This is a genomic window from Actinoplanes sp. NPDC089786 (genome assembly GCF_040684855.1).
GTDB lineage: Bacteria > Actinomycetota > Actinomycetes > Mycobacteriales > Micromonosporaceae > Actinoplanes.
Map to the genome: position 1 here is coordinate 201,349 of NZ_JBFBGU010000009.1, position 16,981 is coordinate 218,329.

A 16,981-nucleotide genomic window follows, 5' to 3' on the forward strand; every position below is an offset into this window, starting at 1 on the left:
ATAACGGCATGGCAGACGTGATCGTCATCGGCGGGGGCATCATCGGGCTGACGGCGGCCGTACGCCTGCAGAGGGCCGGCCTGGCCGTCGAGGTCTGGTCGCCGGGCGGCCCCGACCACACCGTCTCGCTCATCTCGGCCGCGGTCTGGTACCCGTCGTACACCGACTACACCCCGCAGGTGCGGCGGTGGGCCCTGGACGCGTACGACGAGTTCACCCGCCAGGCCGCGGCGTCGGTGCCCGGCGTGCTGCTGCGGCCGACCCGCAACGTCGGCATGCCCGTCGACGACCTGTGGTGGGCGCCGCCCGGCCTGACCGTGACCGGCACCGACTCGGCCGCGTTCGTCGCGCCGATGGCCGAGATGGCCCGCTACCTGCCGTGGCTGTCGGCCCAGGTCCCGGTGGTCCAGCGGTCGGTCGCGTCGCTCGACGAGGCGCTCGCTGAGGCTCCGCTGGTGGTGAATGCCTCCGGCCTGGCCGCGCGAACCCTCGCGGGTGATGACGCGGTGTTTCCCGCGCGGGGTCAGATCGTTCTGGTACGCAATCCCGGCCTCACCGAATCCGTGCGTACGCCCGGCGCCTACGTGCACCCGCGATCGTCGGACGTGGTGCTCGGCGGCACCTTCGAGCCCGGCAACTGGGACCTGACCCCGTCGCCGGCGGTCACCGACGGCATCCTGTCCCGGACGGCCGCCCTGGTCCCCGCCGTGGCCGGCCTGCCCGTGATCGGTTCACGCGTCGGCCTGCGGCCCTGCCGGCGCGGTGGTCCCCGGGTCGCCCGCGAGGGCCAGATCATCCACGCGTACGGCCACGGCGGCGCCGGAATGACCCTGTCGTGGGGCTGCGCCACCGAGGTCGTACGCCTCGCTATCGGCTAATCGTCGTCATCCCCGTCGTCGTCCCCGTCGTCATCGTCATCGCCCTGGTCGCCGCCGGGGCAACCGGTGAGCGTCAGCAGCGCGACCCCGCCACCGACCGCGAGCAGCGCCCGGCCGAAGAAGGCCCGGCGTCCGAGAGTGTGTTCCTCCGACTCGTCCATGCGCGCATTGTGCCAGGGATCGGGCCGGGTCTACGTTTCTCACATGCCAACTGTCACCACATCGGACGGCGTCGAGATCTTCTACAAGGACTGGGGTTCCGGTCAGCCCATCGTGTTCAGCCACGGGTGGCCGCTCTCCGCCGACGACTGGGACACCCAGCTGCTGTTCTTCCTCCGGCACGGTTTCCGGGTGGTCGCCCACGACCGGCGCGGCCACGGGCGCTCGTCCCAGGTCAGCGACGGCCACGACATGGACCACTACGCCGCCGACCTGGCCACCCTCACCACCCACCTCGACCTGCGGGACGCCGTGCACGTCGGCCACTCCACCGGCGGCGGCGAGGTGGCCCGCTACATCGCCCGGCACGGCGAGGGCCGCGTCGCCAAGGGCGCCCTGATCAGCGCGGTGCCGCCGATCATGGTGCAGTCCGCCGCCAACCCCGGCGGCCTGCCCAAGAAGGTCTTCGACGACCTCCAGTCGGCGCTGGCCGCGAACCGCACGGGCTTCTACCGCGACCTGGCGGCCGGCCCGTTCTACGGCTACAACCGCGACGGCGCCGAGCCCTCCGAGGCGATCATCCAGAACTGGTGGCGCCAGGGCATGATGGGCGGCGCCAAGGCCCACTACGACGGCGTCGTGGCGTTCTCACAGACCGACTTCACCGACGACCTCAAGGCCATCACGGTGCCGGTCCTGGTCATGCACGGCGACGACGACCAGATCGTGCCGTACGCCGACTCCGCCCCGCTCTCGGCCGCGCTGCTGCCGCACGGCACGCTCAAGACGTACGCCGGCTTCCCGCACGGCATGCCCACCACCGAGGCCGACACCATCAACGCCGACCTGCTGGCCTTCATCCAGTCCTGACCGCTGCCGGTGAACCCGGCTCACCGTCGCCGCCACGCCTAATCCTTCGGCGCGGCGGCGACGGCCTACGCCGAACATTGCCCCGACTACGCGCGGGCGCCCGTGAGGTGGGCGCTGGAGCACACGCCCGGATCCGCGCGTTCCTGGCGGCCAGGCCGGAGACCGCGTCCGGCGAGTTCACCCTCACGACGCTCACCTGCGTGCTGACCCTCCGGCGTTAGAGGACCCGTCGTCGAGGATGAAAGCTCTGTGTCGTTCTAGAGTGAGACCACCGCAGGCGACAGACTTCACCCAGCGCACTGGCGAGGTTCCTCGCCGTCTTACCGCGTTGGCATCCGCCACACGCAGCCGGCGCGGCCAAAATCACGAATTGAACGCCAATGCAATCGCAGGAGAGTGGGATCCGGTGAGTACGCGGTGGAGATGGTTGCACTGCTCATCACCAAGGCTGCACAGGTAGTCGAGGATGCATCTCTCCGGAGCGCCACGCCATGGCTTTCTCTGGGCTCCTCTGCCTCTAGCCATCTGTGATTCAGCGAGTGCCATCTCCTGCCTCAATGTAAAAGGCAAACGATCTCGGTCCTGAATAGACCACTCGTGGAGAAGCAGTACGAGCTTGCGCAAAAGGTTCTGTTGACCACGTTGCATCATGGCAACGTCAGACCGCTCGATAATGTAACCGCGGGTGATCTGTTTCAGAACCTGAATCTCGTGCCATTTTTCGCTTTGGAGGGCGATGAACGGGCCGGTAGCCCAGAACCGTTCTTTCCGGATCTCGACGGAATTGACGTATCGGTTGATCAGCGCCGAGCAATGATCGCGTGCTGAGGTCGCAGGTAAGCCGTTGTTGTCGGAAGATGATCGCCCCCGTTCCGTCGGGAAGCCACGCTGGAGAGTTGCGGAGACCTCTTCCAGCGCAGATTTGTACAGAGTCTCATCGAAGTAGCCCGGATAGCCTGAATCCAGATCTCGCCAAAGTCTTTCGAACGGAGATTGACCGCTAGGATCAGACTTTTGCCGAGCGTACTTGAGATGCCCTTCTATTTGACTCATGTCAAGTAGGTTTGCATGATAGAAGTCTTCGAGGTCATGAACGGCATATGTAATGTCGTCTGCGATGTCCATGATCGAAGATTCGAGAGTCTGTACGTCGTCCGGAAAACCGGGAGGGAGAAACTCTCTGGCATGTTCTAACTCGTCAATTTCGGCTTTGTAGACACTAAATTTCTTGGACTTGAGCACCTGGGCGGGGGAGTCCTCGTTCTTGTCCGTATTGCCGGTACCGCTTCCATGGGTATTTCATCAGTGCAGCTCTGGTCGCGGCGGTGAAATTCATTCCGTCGTAGCCAATGCTGCGCTTCTCCAGTTTGGTCGCGATGCGGATGGTCTGCGCGTTGCCCTCGAAGCCATCAGGCAGATTCAAGACGGTTCTCGCGACATCATCGAGCACCTGTTCGCCAATGTGTCCGAATGGCGCATGGCCCAGATCATGGGCCAAAGAGGCGGCCTCCACCACGTCCGGGTCCACCCCGCCTAGAGCCAAGGCCAACTCTTGGCCGGCGACATCACCAATAATCTGCTCCGCGATGCTGCGCGCCACTTGCGCGACGCGGAGCGAATGGCTCATTCTGTTGTTCAGCAGAGCGCCACCGTCATTTGACGAAACAACCTGCGTTACCCGCCCGAGCCGCAGCCAGCTGGTGGCATAAAGTATGCGATCTCGATCACGTCGAGATTGAGATCGACTTTCAGACCCTTCTTTCGTAGAGCCTGGATAGCGCCTCTTTTCACGGCTCGCCTGCATTCGCGCCACCTCGTCTGAGGATGAAGGCGCGACGGCCCTAGCCGGGCTCGTGCTCATCGCTACAGGTCACTGCTTGCCAGCTCGATCCAAGAACCGGTTCCCGGCGCTACCTGTCGTCCTGTCAACCGAGCCAGAGCAACGCGCACATCATCCTCGCTGACCCCGGTCCGCGCTGTCACGCCGAGTAGGAGATCGTGCAGCCGGAGGCCACCGCCGGCACCGCTCAACACGGCAATAATGGTGTCGCCGATACAGTCGATCGCCTCGTCTTCCTCAAGAAGGCTCACATCGCTCAGAGGTAGCATCGGTTCCCGCCTCTCAAATTCGGCAGCAATCTCGCCGAAGGAACGGTCCACGTCATGGTCCGACGGTTCGCGCCATTCAGAATGCATAGCGCGACTCGGTCGAGTATGAAGTTACCGGCGGATCTTCATTGATGCGGGAAAAAGAGACCAGTATGGAAATATGCCAAAAGGGGATCTGAGTCACTCTTCTTCTCACTGATATCGTAAGTTACAGCACCTCAGCGCCGGCACCTCCGGGGGAAGGCGCCCAAGCAGGCTAGCCGATGGCAGGGTTCGTATGATCATCCAGTTGGCTGCTTACGCGAGAGAGAATAGTTACTCACGGGGCCGTCGAGGTTCGTGTTTCATTGTTTTACTTTGCTGCCGGTCCCAAGAGGTTTGTGACCATGACGAACGAGAAAGCCCTACGTGAGGATGACGAACTCCGGGTGTTCGTGGCGGAGGAAGTCATGGTGGGAGATGTCCCAGCCGTAGGCGCCGGCCCGGGGGAACAGCAGCACGTCGCCGATGCGGAGGTGGGTGACGTGGGCGTCGCGGGCGAGGATGTCGCGGGGCGTGCAGAGTTCGCCGGCCACGTCGAGCGCGACGTCGGAGACCGAAGGGCGCGGCCAGTCATAGGGCCACTCGTCGATCGGGACGACCGTGAAGGGGTGGCTGTAGCCCCAGGCGGCGGGCAGGCGGAAGTGGTGGGTGCCGCCGCGGAGCACGGCGAACCAGCGGCCCTGGGTCTGCTTGAGGTCGGTGACCTCGGCGGCGTACCAGCCGGCGTCGGCCGCGAGGAAGCGTCCCGGCTCGAGGATCAACTCGATGCCGCGGGGCAGCTCGACGCCGCGGGGCAGCTCGACGCCGCGGGGCAGCTCGACGCCGCTGGGCAGTGCGACAGCGTCGGGCGGCGATGACGTGTCGAAGTCAAGATCGAAATCGCGCGCGACGTCGCCGCCGCCACCTCCCCCGCCCCTGTGGGTGGGCGGAAATATAGCGCGCGCCTCTGACAGTTCCGCGGCGTTGTCCACAGGCGTGGAGCCGGCCGCCGGCCCGGTCAGCGCGCCGGCGAGCACGGACAGGTCGAACACCTGGTCACCGGTGTAGTCGACGCCCAGCCCGCCGCCCACATTGACGACGCGCAGGTCCAGCCGGTGCTCGTCCGCGGTAGCCACCGACCACTCCAGGGAGGAGCGGATGAAGGCTGCATGCGCCGCCGCGTCCAGGTTGTTGGAGACCGTGTGCAGGTGAAACCCCCGAACATCAACCTCACGAGACTGGGCGAGCCACAGCAGAGACCCCAATTCTGACGGGTCCACGCCGAACTGGGTCGGGACCCCGGCCATGGCGTGGCTGCCGGAGAGCCCACCGCCGGCCCGGTTGACCCGAATGGCCACCGACGCCCCGCCAGGGACCCGCCGCAGCTCCTGGGCGCTCTCCACGTTGATCAGAGCGCCCGCCCGGGAAGCCGCCGCAAGCAGGTCGTCGGTCTTGGCCGGCCCGCTCACCACCACCCGCCGCGCGCCCACGGAGAGGGCGAGGTCCAGCTCGCCCGACGATGCCGCATCCACCCCGTCCAGGGCGGAGGCCAGCGTGCGGACCACGGCCGGATGGCTGTTGGCCTTCACGGCGTACAGCAGCGTGGCCTGGGGAAGCGCCGAGCGCAACCGACCCGCGCGGGCCCGCAGCACGCTCAGGTCGTAGATGTAGCCGCAGCGTGGCCGGCGCAGCGCGCGGACGGCCGCGAGGACGCGCTCAGGCATGCAGCGGGTTCCGTACGGGGATGTAGGCGTCGCCGCCACCGGTCAGACGCATCCGGACCAGGGCCTTGTGCGGGACGGTGGGAGCGGTGAACGCGGCGTGGTCCCGCCGCGCCGCGGGCGAGGAGCCCAGCTGGTCGTAGGTCTCGTCGACCACCCGCCGGACGACCTGCCAGGCGCTTGCCTCATCGACGCCCAGGTGGATGATCAGCTCGCCCAGGTGGGCCTGCAGCGCGGTGTAGCCGATCTTGGCGCGCAGCACCGCCTCGTCGTCGGTGCCGATGACCGAGCCGGGCCACGGGTGCAGGGTGGGCCCGGCGGCGGCCAGGCGGGGCAGGTGCAGGCGCAGCCCGGCGAAGTCGCGCAGCACCAGCCGGGTGGGGGCACCGGCGACGAAGGTGGGCAGGCAGTTCTGCAGGTGGGCCTCGAACGCCACGCCGAGCGCGGTCCAGCGCAACAGCGGGGGCAGAAGCAGGTTGGCGTACGCGGACAGCCAGTCCAGCGGGGACCGGCCGTAGGCGGCGAGCAGGTGGGGCAGCTTGGCGGGGATCGCGCCGCCGGGGATGGCGACCTCGCCGTCGGCCAGGCGTCCGGTGAGGCCGTCGCGCAGGATGGCCGACATGTCGCGGCCGGAGCCCGCGGGGACGGCGGCGCCGGCCGTCTCGGCGAGCAGGATGAGGCTCGGTTCGCCGGCGGCCAGCCGGTGCAGCAGGGCCGACACGGCGGGGCCGTTGCGGGTGCTGGCGACGCTGATGCTGCGGCGGGTCGACGTGACCTGGATGTCCAGGGACACCTTGAGGTAGCGGCGGCGGCCGTCGACGCCGGGGGGAAGCAGGAGGGTACGCAGGGCGGCGGTCGGGGTGGCCTCGATGGTGGCGTCGAGGATCCGCAGCGCGCCGGCCCGGATCAGGTCGGCGTACCGCTCGGGCAGGACCGTGTCGCGCTGCCACGGGTGGACCGGCTGGAGGCGGTAGCCGGGCGGGGCCTCGGGCAGGTGCGGGTATGCCTGGAGCAGCGCCGCGCCCAGGTCGTCGCCGAGGTGCCCGTCGTCCCGGACGGCCACGAAGCCGATCTCGGTGGCGCCGGCCTCGAGGTCGTAGGCGAGCACGTCGGTGGTGTCCCAGCCCAGCCGGGTACGCCCGCACGGGTGCAGGTTGTGCCCGGCCACGGCCAGCCGTTCCAGCGCGATGGCCGCCGCGTCGGGGTCGCTCTCCTCAGCAGCGGACGGGCGGGCCATGGCGACGGCCAGGTTGACCACCGCGTTGCGCAGTTCGGCCGCGAAGCCCGGCGCGTCCAGCCCGGCCAGCAGGTCGACCGGGTCGTCGGCGCCGGCCTCGGCGAACTCGACCCGGTCGAACCCGTACGCGACACCCTGCCCGGCGTGCCGGGCCCGCGCGTCGCCGATGTCCTCCCGCACCAGCGCGCCGCGCAGCTTGCGCCCGACGATGCCGGCCGCCGCGGGCAGCGCCGCGGTGAACCCGCTCACCAGTGCCGGCGCGTGTACGGCCAGCGCGGCCTCGGCGTGCCAGGCGGCGACGGCGAGCCGTCCCTCGGTCAGGCTGTGCGTCATCGGGCTCCCGCCATCGGGTTGTCGAGGTGGCACCACAGGTCGTCGAGCGGTTCGGCGGCGAGCCGCATCGCGGTGGTCGCCTTGATCGGCAGCGGCTCGGTCAGCAGTTTGTCCGCGTCGGCGGTCCGGCTGCCCCGGATCGCGTCCGAGATGATCTCCCACAGCCGCTCCGGGTCGGCCGCCAGGTGTCGTTCCAGCAGCGTGACCAGCTGGTAGGCCACGGTGCCGAGCGCCGCCGCGGCCACCTTGGCCCGCAGCTCGCCTGGGTCGTCGCAGGGCAGGTCGCCGATCAGCTCCGGCCCCGTCCGCAGCCGCGCGGGGCTCACCCGCACCCCGCCGAAGTCCCGGTAGAACACCCGCGCCGGCCGCCCGCTCCGCAGCCCGACCAGCGTGTTCTGCCCGTGCGCCTCGAGCGCGACGCCGCGGTCCAGCAGGTGTGTCAGCGGCGGCAGCCAGATCGTGGCCAGAGCGTCGAGCCAGGTGTACGGGTCTCCGCCCGCCCGGGTCACCGCCTGCACGATCAGCGGGGGCGTGCCGGCGCCGAGCGCGCCCAGCGGCACCACGGCCTCGTCGGCGTGTGGTCGCGGCGCCTCCCGGATCAGGTGGGCCATCCGGCGCTGGGCCATCACCTGCCCGGTCGCGGTCTCCCGCAGCACGTGCAGCGTGGGCAGGTCGCGGGCGAGGTCGGTGAGCAGGGCGGACAGGCGCGGGCCGTTGTGGACGGCGGCGGCGGAGACGGTGCGTACGGCGGAGGTCATGCGTACGTCCACAGCGGTCTTGACGTGGGAGCCGCCGTCCGTCGGCGCGAAGGTGCGCAGGGACATCAGCGGTCGCATCGGCCCGGTCTCGCCGGCGTCGCCGAGCCACGGGTGTTCGGCCCGGAGCCGTTCGGCCTGCCACGGGTGGGCGAGCAGCACGGGCGGCCCGTCGCCACGCCAGCGGTCCGGCGGGACGGCCAGTTTCCGCAGCCGGACGGTGACGTGGTGCTCCGGCCCGTACATGAGGACGTCGGTGGTGGTCATGCCTTCGCGGGTGCGGCAGCAGGGGTGCAGCGGGTGCCCGTCCACGACGAGTTGTTCGAGCCGGCCCAGGCCGTCCGGGTTGCCCTCGGCGTCCCGCAGCGTGGTGGGGTCGCCGCCGGTGGGTTGCGCGGCGATGGCCAGCGCCAGGTTGGCGACGCTGTTGTCCAGCTCGGCCGCCAGCGCCGCCCCCGGCCACAGCCGCCGCGCCAGGTCGCCCGGCTCGCGGATCGGCACGCCGTCCACGTCCGCGGTGGTGCCGGGCCGGTCGGCGAAGGGCTCGGCGGCCGCCGTGGGGAAGATCACGGTCCGGCCGTCGGCGAAGATCGCCCGGAAGAGACCGTTTCCGGGGTGCGGGCCACGGTCCACGAGGGAGGGGAGGGGTTCGCGGCGCAGGGCCCCCAGCAGGCGGCCGAGGATCGCGGCGTTGGCCCCGTCGACCGCGGCGTCGAAGCGTTCCAGCAGCTCAGGGCGGGAGCGCCGAAGCTCGGAGCGGGTCTGCGCCACATCGGGGATGGGCGTGGGGGGCTGAACCACGTCATCCATTCTCCTAACCCGCGCACCCACTAACATCCTAGGACGGTCTACAGGGTGTGCGCCCGTCGACATCGGGTCACGGCCGCGTGACCCGATGTGCGAGTCTGCGGGGATGGGTGATGCGGTACGGCCGGCGCGGCTGCGCGAGGGCGATCTGGTTGAGCTGGTGTCGCCGTCCGGCGCGGCCGACCCGGCCGTCGTCGAGGTCGCGGTGCAGGTGTTGTCCGGCTGGGGTCTGCGGGTACGGCTGGGCGAGCACGCGCTGGGCCGCCGGCACAGCTACCTGGCCGGCACGGACGAGCAGCGCCTGGCCGACCTCAACACCGCCCTGCGCGATCCCGAGGTGCGGGCGGTCATCTGCGTGCGCGGCGGCTACGGCATGCAGCGCATCGTCGACGGCGTCGACGTCGAGGCGGTGCGCGCCGACCCGAAGCTGGTGATGGGCTTCTCCGACATCACGGCCCTGCACGTGGCCCTGTGGTGCGAGGCCGGGCTGGCGACCGTACACGGACCGACCGCGTCTTCCCTGGCCCGGGGACTGAACAACCGGACGGCGTCGAGCGCCCGCTCGCTGCTGCTGGAGGGTGCGCCGGCCGCGGTGGCCGCCGACGAGGCGGAGGGCACGTTCGGGGTGCGCACGCCCGGGCGGGCGACCGGCATCCTGCTCGGCGGCAACCTGACCCTGCTGGCCACCGGCGCCGGCGCCCGCCACCGCCCCGACCTGACCGGGGCGATCCTGCTGCTCGAGGACGTGAACGAGGAACCGTACCGGGTCGACCGCTCCCTGGTGCAGCTGAAGCGGGCGGGCTGGCTCGACAACCTGGCCGGTGTGGCGGTCGGCCAGTTCACCGACTGTGGCGAACCGGGCTACGCCGAGCCGTCCGTCGCCGATGTGCTGGCCGAGGAGTTGTGCTCGCTCGGGGTGCCCGTGCTGGGCGGCCTGCCGATCGGCCACGGCGCACAGCAGGTGGCGGTCGGCCTGGGCGTCCCCGCGGTCCTCGACGCCGACGCCGGCACCCTGACCGTCGAGCCGGCAACGGCCTAGCCCCCACTTCCCGGCACGGGATCCGATTCATCGCCCTGTCATTGCCGACCTCACGGCTGGGCTCGGCGATTCGTCCGCTTTGGTCGCGGTCTCCGGGCTCGCCGGCACGACGTCGGCCACGGCGGCGGCTCGGTGTCCCGGAAGCCGCCGTGGATCAGCGTCCGGCGGGCGCCGGACCTCCGTGACGGTGCTGTGACCAGGGCGCGAAGTGCCCTGTGGACAACGACAAACAACGTCACATTCGCGCGCTACATTGGCGCTTGGGGACTAACGTTCGGGAAAGTCACGCTAACCAAGATCAAGCGATAACCATCGATAGTGGTGATCGTTGATGTGGCGTGAGAAGTTTTCTGACTTCCGCCGAAGAGGCAGTCTACGGCCGGTTCACCGGCCCGCCTGAGCGGGCGGTCCTTGAGCGGTTCTTCTTCCTGGACGACGCGGACCGGGACCTGGTCGCGTCCAAGCGCGGTGATCACAACCGATTGGGTTTCAGTCTTCAGCTGGTGACGGTTCGTCATCTGGGCCGGTTTCTGGAGGATCCGCTCGATGTGCCGGGCGTGGTGGTCGACTACGTGGCCTCGCAGATCAAGGTCGCCGACCCGTCGTGCGTGAAGGCGTATCTGGAGCGGAAGCCGACCCGGTTCGAGCATCAGGCGGAGATCTGCGAGGTGTACGGGTACCGCTCGTACCCGTCGGCGAAGGATGGGCTCCTGGCGTGGGTGGGTGATCAGGCGTGGGCCACCGGGGACGGGCCCAAGGCGTTGTTCTACTCGGCGGTGGCCCGGTTGCGGGCCGAGCTGGTGTTACTGCCCGGGGTGACGATGCTGCGTGATGACGTGGCCGGTGCCCGGAAGGCGGCCGAGACCCGGTTGTACGCGGCGCTGGCGGGGGTGGCCACCGCGGAGCAGGCCGGTGACCTGGAGCAGATCCTGCGGGTGCCGGAGGGTCAGCGCCGGTCGCAGTTGGATTTGTGGCGGCGTGGGCCGACCAACCCGACCGGGCGGGGCCTGGTGAAGTCTCTGGACCGGGTGGCGCAGATCGCGGGGCTGCACCTGGGCTCGGTGGACGTAGCCGGCACTGGTGTGCCGACGCGCCGGTTGATCGAGCTGGCCCGGATGGGTTTCGAGGCGAAGGCGCCGAAGCTGGCGGCGTTGACGTATCACCGGCAGATCGCGACGTTGCTGGCGACGGTGCGGTGGCTGGAGGTCACCGCGACCGATGACGCGCTGGAACTGTTCGACGTGTTCATGGCCGGTGAGCTGATCGGGCGGGCGGGCGCAGCTCGGACAAGGAGAAGCTGAAGCGTTCGCACGGGCAGGCCCGGTATGCCGGGGTGCTGTCGGCGGCGATTGCGGTGCTGTTCGAGGCGGAGACCTGGGGCGAGGCTGTGCCCCTCGCCGTAGTGTGGGACGCAATCGAGACAGCGGTGGGGTCGCGGGCGAAGCTGCGTACCGCGATGGAGTCGGTAAAGGAGTTTCTCCCGCCCACCGACGCCGCGCCAGACGGTGAGTGGCGGGCGCAGGTGGTGGAGCGGTTCAACACGGTGCGCGGGTTCGTGCGGTTGTTGTGCCAGGTGGTCAGTTTCGGGGCGACCGCCGAGGCGGTGCGGGTGGTCAACGCGATGCGGGACCTGCCGGCGCTGATCGACGCCGGCGACACGGTCCGGGTGCCCAAGGGGTGGCTGGACGCCCGGAAGGTCGACATCGGCCTGGTGCCGCGGGGCTGGTGGAACCAGCTGGTGTTCCCGAAGGGGCGGCCTGATGGGTGCGTGGATCGCAACGCCTACGTGTTCTGCGTGCTGGAGCTGTTCCACACCGGGCTGAAACGTCGCGACATCTTCGCCCGGGTGTCCGACCGGTTCGCCGACCCGCGGGCGCGGCTGCTGGCCGACGACGCGTGGGACGCGGTGAAAGGCCCGGTCCTGTCGGCGCTGCTGCTGCCGGAGGATCCCGAGCAACTGCTGGAGGCCCATGCCGTGGAGCTGGATGACGCGTGGCGGGCCACGGTGGCGGGCCTGGACGGCAACGAGAGCCTCACTGTGGACGCCGACGGGCGGCTGCACTTGGGTAAGGACGCCGCCCTGGAGGACCCGCCGAGCCTGACCGATCTGCGTAAACGCCTGGAGGACATGATCCCGCGGGCCGACCTGTCGGAGCTGATCCTGGAGGTGATGAGCTGGCACCCCGGCCTGGCGGCGGCGTTCACGTCGGTGACCGGCGGCCGGGCCCGGCTGGCGGACCTGAACGTCTCGGTGGCGGCGCTGCTGACGGCGCACTCGCTCAACGTGGGCCTGTCGCCGGTGATCGACGAGGCGATCCCGGCGCTGACCCGTGGCCGGCTGGCTCACGTGGACCAGCACTACCTGCGCCCGGACACCTACGCCGCGGCCAACGCGGTCCTCATCGACGCACAGGCTGACATCGGGCTGGCGCAGGCGTGGGGAGGTGGGCTGGTCGCCGCGGTCGACGGGGTCCGGTTCGTGGTGCCGGTGCGTAGCATCGACGCCCGGCGCAACCCGAAGTACTTCGCCCGGAAGAAGGGCGTGACCTGGCTCAACAGGATCCCCGATCAGCGGATCGGGCTGGCCGGGCGGGTCATCTCCGGCACGCCGAAGGACACCCTGCACTTCGTGGACCTGGTGTTCAACCCCGACAGCGACCGCCGCCCGGAGGTGTTGATCACCGACCAGGGGTCGTACTCCGACATCGTGTTCGGCATCGTCACCCTGCTCGGGTTCGACTACCGGCCGGTGCTGGCCGACCTGCCCGACGCGAAGCTGTGGCGGATCAACCGGGGCGCCGACTACGCGCTGCTGAACAGGGCCGCCCGCGGGCAGATCGACCTGGAGAAGATCACCCGGCACTGGCGGGACATCCTGCGGATCATCTGCTCGATCCACACCCGCACCGTCTCGGCCCATGACGTGATCCGCATGCTGCAACGCGACGGACGGCCGACCCAGCTCGGTGAGGCGTTCGGCATGTATGGGCGGATCTTCAAGACCCGGCACGTGCTTACCTTCACTGATGACCCTGCCTATCGGCGGGAGATGAAGGGGATGCGCAACCTCAACGAGGGCCGCCACGAACTCGGCCGGCACCTGTTCCACGGCCGCAAGGGCGAGGTGTACCGGGCGTACAGAGACGGGCAGGAGAATCAACTCGGCGGGCTCGGGCTCGTGTTGAACTGCGTGACTTTGTGGAATACCGCCTTTCTGGACCGGGCGTTGGGCGAGCTGCGCGGGCAGGGCTACCCGGTCCTCGATGCCGACGTGGCCCGGCTGTCGGCGTACACGCGCCGGCGCATCAACGTCCATGGCCACTACTCGTTTCGGCTGCCGGACCTCGGCGGCTCCTGGCGGCCGCTACGCGATCCCGACCAGCGTGACCCCGACGAGCGGGACTGATCGGGCCCTGGCCGCGACGGCTGCCCGCTCACCGCTGCTGGGGCTTAACCAGCCACGGTCGCTGTTACTTGCTTGACCTCACGTGACGCCGACGTATCGCGGGGGTCACCCTACGAGTTGTCCGTGACGGGGCGCCGGCGTCGACACGAGGCAACGTTCAGTTCAGTGCAGTGCTCTGGTCTGGTCGTGTCCTGGGGTGGGTGGGCCGTCGCGCAGGACGCTCCAGCCGAGCATGCCGGTGAGTCCTTCGAGCCGGTCGCCGACGGTGATGCCGTCGTCGGTGAGGTGGCAGGCGTACATGGCGTTGTCGTGGCGGCTGTTGCGCATCTTCAGGACGTTGAGGACCCGGCCGATGTCGGCGTGGTGCTCGATGTAGCGCAGCTGGATCACGTTGTGGAACAGGAACATGAGCCCGTCCAGGGGGTCCTGCAGCGGTCCGAACGTCCGGGTCTCGCTGGTGACCCAGAGGGAGGCGCCGGCGGCCCGGACGATCCCGACGAGGCTGCGCAGGTAGGCGGGGAACCGGTTGGCCTCCCGCGCCGCGTGGACCATTTCGGCCAGGCTGTCGATCACGATCCGGCTGGTCGTGCCGTCGGCGAGGCCGTGGCGGATCACGGAGGCCAGCACGTCGAGGTCGAGGTTACCCATTGGCACGTGCGAGATCACCAGCTGGCCGTCGGTGCGGGCGGTGTCGAAGTCCCACCCGAACTTGTCCGCCATGCCGACCAACTGGTCCGCGGTGTCCTGGAAGGTGATGTAGAGACACCGTTCCCCACGGGTAAGGCCTTCGGCGATGAAGCCGAGACAGCCGATGGTCTTACCCGCGCCGGACGGTCCGAGGACCAGGGTGGCGTCGGTTTGCGGCATGCCACCGCCCATCAACGCGTCCAGGCCGGCGATCCCGGAAGGGATCCGTCCGGTCTGCGGTGGCACGTCTTCCGGCAGGAACGACTCGATGCGGGGGTACACCTGGAAACCGTCGGCGGTGATCTGCACCGTGTGGGTGCCGCCGAGGTGGGTAGCGGCACGCATCTTCATCACCCGCAGGCCCCGCCGGTCGATCGGCTCGCGAGCCTTGTGCGTCAGCTCGATGATGCCGTCGGCGAGGGAGAACTCCACGCCGCTGCGCATCTCCTTGGGGGTGTACTCACCCAGCAGCAGCAGTACCGCCCCGCTGTGTGCGACGCGGCTGGTCAGGTCGTAGAGCGCCATCCGCAGGGCGTGGTCGCTGACGAAGTCCCGCAGCATCTTGGTGCTGTCGATCACCACCAGCACCGGCTTGTCGTCGAAGGCCTTGCGGACCACCTCGTCGATCAGCGGTTCGAGGTCTTTCGTAACGGTGTCGCGCAGCATGTCGCCGAGGTGCACGAACTCGACCTTCGGCCCCAGCGACTCAGGGTCGAAGAACTCGAATCCTCGTAGGTGCTCGACAAGTTTGGAATGCGGCTCCGATAGCGTCGTGTAGTAGACGGCTTTGTGCTCGGTGGTGGCGTTGGCGAAACAGATCTGCTGCGCCAGGATCGTCTTACCCGTACCCGGCGGGCCGGCCAGGACCATCACCGAGCCCGGTTCCAGTCCACCACCGAGGATCAGGTCCAGGTCCGCCAGCCCCGTCGACAGCCGCTTCACCTCGTGCCACGTCCTTCCTGGAGCAGGCCTTCGGCCACCGCGAGTATTTCCTTGGACCGATAGGGCTTGGCCAGCGCGGCGTCGGCGTCGGCCGCCAGCTGCCAGTCCCCGCTGACCGACAGGATCGGAATCGCCGCGGTCGCCGGGTCGGCCCGCAACGCCCGGATGAGTTCGACGCCGTCCATCACCGGCATCATGATGTCGGTGACCACCAGATCCGGTGGCGACTCGTGCACCAGGGCCAGAGCGGCGGCACCGTTACCTGCCTCGGTGACCTCGTGACCGGCACGCGTGAAGACCCGCCGCAACACGAACCGCAGATCCGGCTCATCCTCGACCACCAAAATCCTGCCCACCGAACCATCCGTTCGCCCAGCAGCCTCCGCAGCCCCCGACCGCAGCGAGGATATACCGACATAAAGGCCCCGCCACGGACCTACGGTCCGCCGCGCCGTGGCGCGTCAGACGCGGGTCGGGAGTCTTCCCGTTCGCCAAGAGCCCCGAGCATCCAAAGCTCGATGGCGCAGGAGTCGGGTGCTCTCGCAAACGTTCAGTTGCGAGAGTTCTGCAAGAGACCTGGAGGTGACCGCGTTTCCGCAGGTCGCCATTCGCAAAAGGCCTCTCAGAACTCCGGCATTGTGCGAGACACTTTTGAGAGACTTGGGACATGAACCTGACACCCGATCGGGCCGCCCTTGCGGTCGAACGGCACGGCTGCCCGAACTGCGGTGCACCCGTCGGCAGCGCCTGCCGCACCCGGGGCGGCAAGACCACCGCGAAGTACCACACCGCACGCTTCGTCCTGGCGCCCGCGCTGCGCGAGGAACTCGACGTGCCGGTGCCCGCCGACCGCAGACCCGGCAAGGCGTGGAAGCAGGGTCCGGGGCTCGCAGTGGTCCCCGCGCCACGGACCGAGCGGGCAGTGCGGATCGGGTACGCCCGCACGTCGACGGCCCGCCAAGAGCTGGCGAGTCAGCTCGAAGTGCTGCGCCGCGCGGAGTGCCACAAGATCTTCTCCGAGCAGATCAGCACCCGGGTCAAGGTCCGGCCCGAGCTGGAGAAAGCGCTCGCGCTGGCCCATCAGTTCAAACAGGCCGCGCCCGAGACCCCGGTGATCGTCACCGTCCACGAACTCAAGCGCCTCGCCCGCAACGCGGCCGAGCTGATGACCCTGTCGGGCGACCTACAGGCCGGCGGCATCCAGCTCGAACTTCTCACCGGCCCGCTCAGCGGCGTCTACGACCCCAACGGCATGGGCGCCATGTTCTTCGCCGTGCTCGCCGTCGCCGGGCAGATCGAACGCAACTACATCCGGGAGAAGACCCTCGAAGGCCAGGTCGCAGCAGCCGCCAAGGGCAATCACGGCGGCCGACCGAAAGTGATCGACGACGACACGCTCACCTTCGCCCTCGCGTTGAAGGCCAAGGGCGTGCCCGTCCCGGACATCGCGAAGAAGCTCACCATCAAGACCGGCAAGAACGCGGGCAGCCCTCCGTCTGTGGCCTCGCTCTACCGAGCCTTCGCGGAAGCGGAAGCCCAGCAGGCCACCTCCGACGACGGCGTGGCGCTGCGGCCCAAGCCCGCCCGGATCCGACAGGCCGACGAACCAGAGACGCCCCGCGGAAGCCGCTCTTCGTGAGCGCTTGCAGGAGCAGGTTCTCCAGCGTCGCGCGGGCGGAGCTCAGCTTCCCGGCCGCCGGCGCTATCGGTAGATCGGAAGCCGGGTGCGCAGGCCCTGCACGAACAGGGCCTGCAGTTGGGCCAGGTCAACCGGGCGTCACCAAGAGTCCGCTAACCCCAAGATCACCCTTAGCGTGACTATCCCGAACGTTAGTCCCCAAGAGCCTACATTCACGCCACCCAGAGGGGTGGCGGCGCGGCGCGACCGATTCAAGATCGACTTCGGCCGCGGGCGTGCCGACGTGCGATCCGGGCGCCCGGGGTACGCATCGGCGCCGACCCGGTCCGGGTCGACAGGCTTGGCAAGGATGCCCAGCTCAGGCGCGCTCTGCGATCA

The 16,981-nt window shown here is 69.1% G+C and carries 15 protein-coding genes; 6 read left to right on the top strand and 9 right to left on the bottom strand.

The window, feature by feature from the left end; genetic code table 11:
- The first annotated feature begins 8 nt into the window (after positions 1 to 8).
- Entirely contained in the window at positions 9 to 878 is an 870-nt protein-coding gene (locus AB0O15_RS25645) for an FAD-dependent oxidoreductase (protein ID WP_364323062.1), read from the top strand.
- Here the strand turns inward: AB0O15_RS25645 and AB0O15_RS25650 are convergent.
- Positions 875 to 1,039, bottom strand: a complete 165-nt coding sequence (locus tag AB0O15_RS25650; RefSeq protein WP_364323065.1) for a hypothetical protein — start codon at positions 1,037 to 1,039, stop codon at positions 875 to 877. The genes AB0O15_RS25645 and AB0O15_RS25650 overlap by 4 nt on opposite strands.
- 43 nt (positions 1,040 to 1,082) lie before the next feature.
- Between AB0O15_RS25650 and AB0O15_RS25655 the strand changes: the two genes are divergently transcribed.
- Positions 1,083 to 1,907: an alpha/beta hydrolase gene (locus AB0O15_RS25655; RefSeq protein ID WP_364323068.1), complete on the top strand. Its 825-nt coding sequence runs from the start codon at positions 1,083 to 1,085 to the stop codon at positions 1,905 to 1,907.
- A gap of 363 nt (positions 1,908 to 2,270) precedes the next feature.
- Here the strand turns inward: AB0O15_RS25655 and AB0O15_RS25660 are convergent, their stop codons facing one another.
- From AB0O15_RS25660 to AB0O15_RS25685, 6 genes are all read right to left on the bottom strand, one after another.
- Entirely contained in the window at positions 2,271 to 3,149 is an 879-nt protein-coding gene (locus tag AB0O15_RS25660) for a hypothetical protein (protein WP_364323071.1), read from the bottom strand.
- Entirely contained in the window at positions 3,127 to 3,711 is a 585-nt protein-coding gene (locus AB0O15_RS25665) for an HD domain-containing protein (protein ID WP_364323074.1), read from the bottom strand. The genes AB0O15_RS25660 and AB0O15_RS25665 overlap by 23 nt, the downstream gene beginning before the upstream one ends.
- 59 nt (positions 3,712 to 3,770) lie before the next feature.
- A complete protein-coding gene (locus AB0O15_RS25670; RefSeq protein ID WP_364323076.1) occupies positions 3,771 to 4,067 on the bottom strand; it encodes a hypothetical protein in 297 nt (98 codons plus the stop codon).
- Positions 4,068 to 4,420: 353 nt separating this feature from the next.
- Positions 4,421 to 5,761 (bottom strand): type III PLP-dependent enzyme, encoded by a 1,341-nt coding sequence (locus tag AB0O15_RS25675; protein ID WP_364323078.1) that lies wholly within the window; start codon positions 5,759 to 5,761, stop codon positions 4,421 to 4,423.
- Complete coding sequence (locus AB0O15_RS25680) at positions 5,754 to 7,328, bottom strand: IucA/IucC family protein (protein WP_364323081.1); 1,575 nt, start codon at positions 7,326 to 7,328, stop codon at positions 5,754 to 5,756. The genes AB0O15_RS25675 and AB0O15_RS25680 overlap by 8 nt, the downstream gene beginning before the upstream one ends.
- Positions 7,325 to 8,884, bottom strand: a complete 1,560-nt coding sequence (locus tag AB0O15_RS25685; RefSeq protein WP_364323084.1) for an IucA/IucC family protein — start codon at positions 8,882 to 8,884, stop codon at positions 7,325 to 7,327. The genes AB0O15_RS25680 and AB0O15_RS25685 overlap by 4 nt, the downstream gene beginning before the upstream one ends.
- Before the next feature lie 112 nt (positions 8,885 to 8,996).
- Between AB0O15_RS25685 and AB0O15_RS25690 the strand changes: the two genes are divergently transcribed.
- The 3 genes from AB0O15_RS25690 (at position 8,997) to AB0O15_RS25700 (ending at position 13,335) form a co-directional block, all read left to right on the top strand.
- Positions 8,997 to 9,929 carry an LD-carboxypeptidase gene (locus tag AB0O15_RS25690; protein ID WP_364323086.1) on the top strand — a complete coding sequence of 311 codons (933 nt, stop codon included), beginning with the start codon at positions 8,997 to 8,999 and terminating at the stop codon, positions 9,927 to 9,929.
- A 338-nt stretch (positions 9,930 to 10,267) separates the two neighbouring features.
- On the top strand, positions 10,268 to 11,230 hold the full coding sequence (locus tag AB0O15_RS25695; protein ID WP_364323089.1) for a DUF4158 domain-containing protein: 963 nt from the start codon (positions 10,268 to 10,270) through the stop codon (positions 11,228 to 11,230).
- A gap of 125 nt (positions 11,231 to 11,355) precedes the next feature.
- Positions 11,356 to 13,335, top strand: a complete 1,980-nt coding sequence (locus AB0O15_RS25700) for a Tn3 family transposase (protein ID WP_364323091.1) — start codon at positions 11,356 to 11,358, stop codon at positions 13,333 to 13,335.
- A 162-nt stretch (positions 13,336 to 13,497) separates the two neighbouring features.
- On the opposite strand, the gene AB0O15_RS25705 is transcribed toward AB0O15_RS25700, so the two are convergent.
- Both AB0O15_RS25705 and AB0O15_RS25710 read right to left on the bottom strand, forming a co-directional pair.
- Positions 13,498 to 14,964 carry an ATPase domain-containing protein gene (locus AB0O15_RS25705; protein ID WP_364323093.1) on the bottom strand — a complete coding sequence of 489 codons (1,467 nt, stop codon included), beginning with the start codon at positions 14,962 to 14,964 and terminating at the stop codon, positions 13,498 to 13,500.
- Positions 14,961 to 15,320 (bottom strand): response regulator, encoded by a 360-nt coding sequence (locus AB0O15_RS25710; RefSeq protein WP_364323095.1) that lies wholly within the window; start codon positions 15,318 to 15,320, stop codon positions 14,961 to 14,963. The genes AB0O15_RS25705 and AB0O15_RS25710 overlap by 4 nt, the downstream gene beginning before the upstream one ends.
- Before the next feature lie 311 nt (positions 15,321 to 15,631).
- Here AB0O15_RS25710 and AB0O15_RS25715 point away from each other — a divergent pair, with 311 nt between their 5' ends.
- Entirely contained in the window at positions 15,632 to 16,603 is a 972-nt protein-coding gene (locus tag AB0O15_RS25715; RefSeq protein WP_364323097.1) for a recombinase family protein, read from the top strand.
- Positions 16,604 to 16,981: the final 378 nt, after the last annotated feature.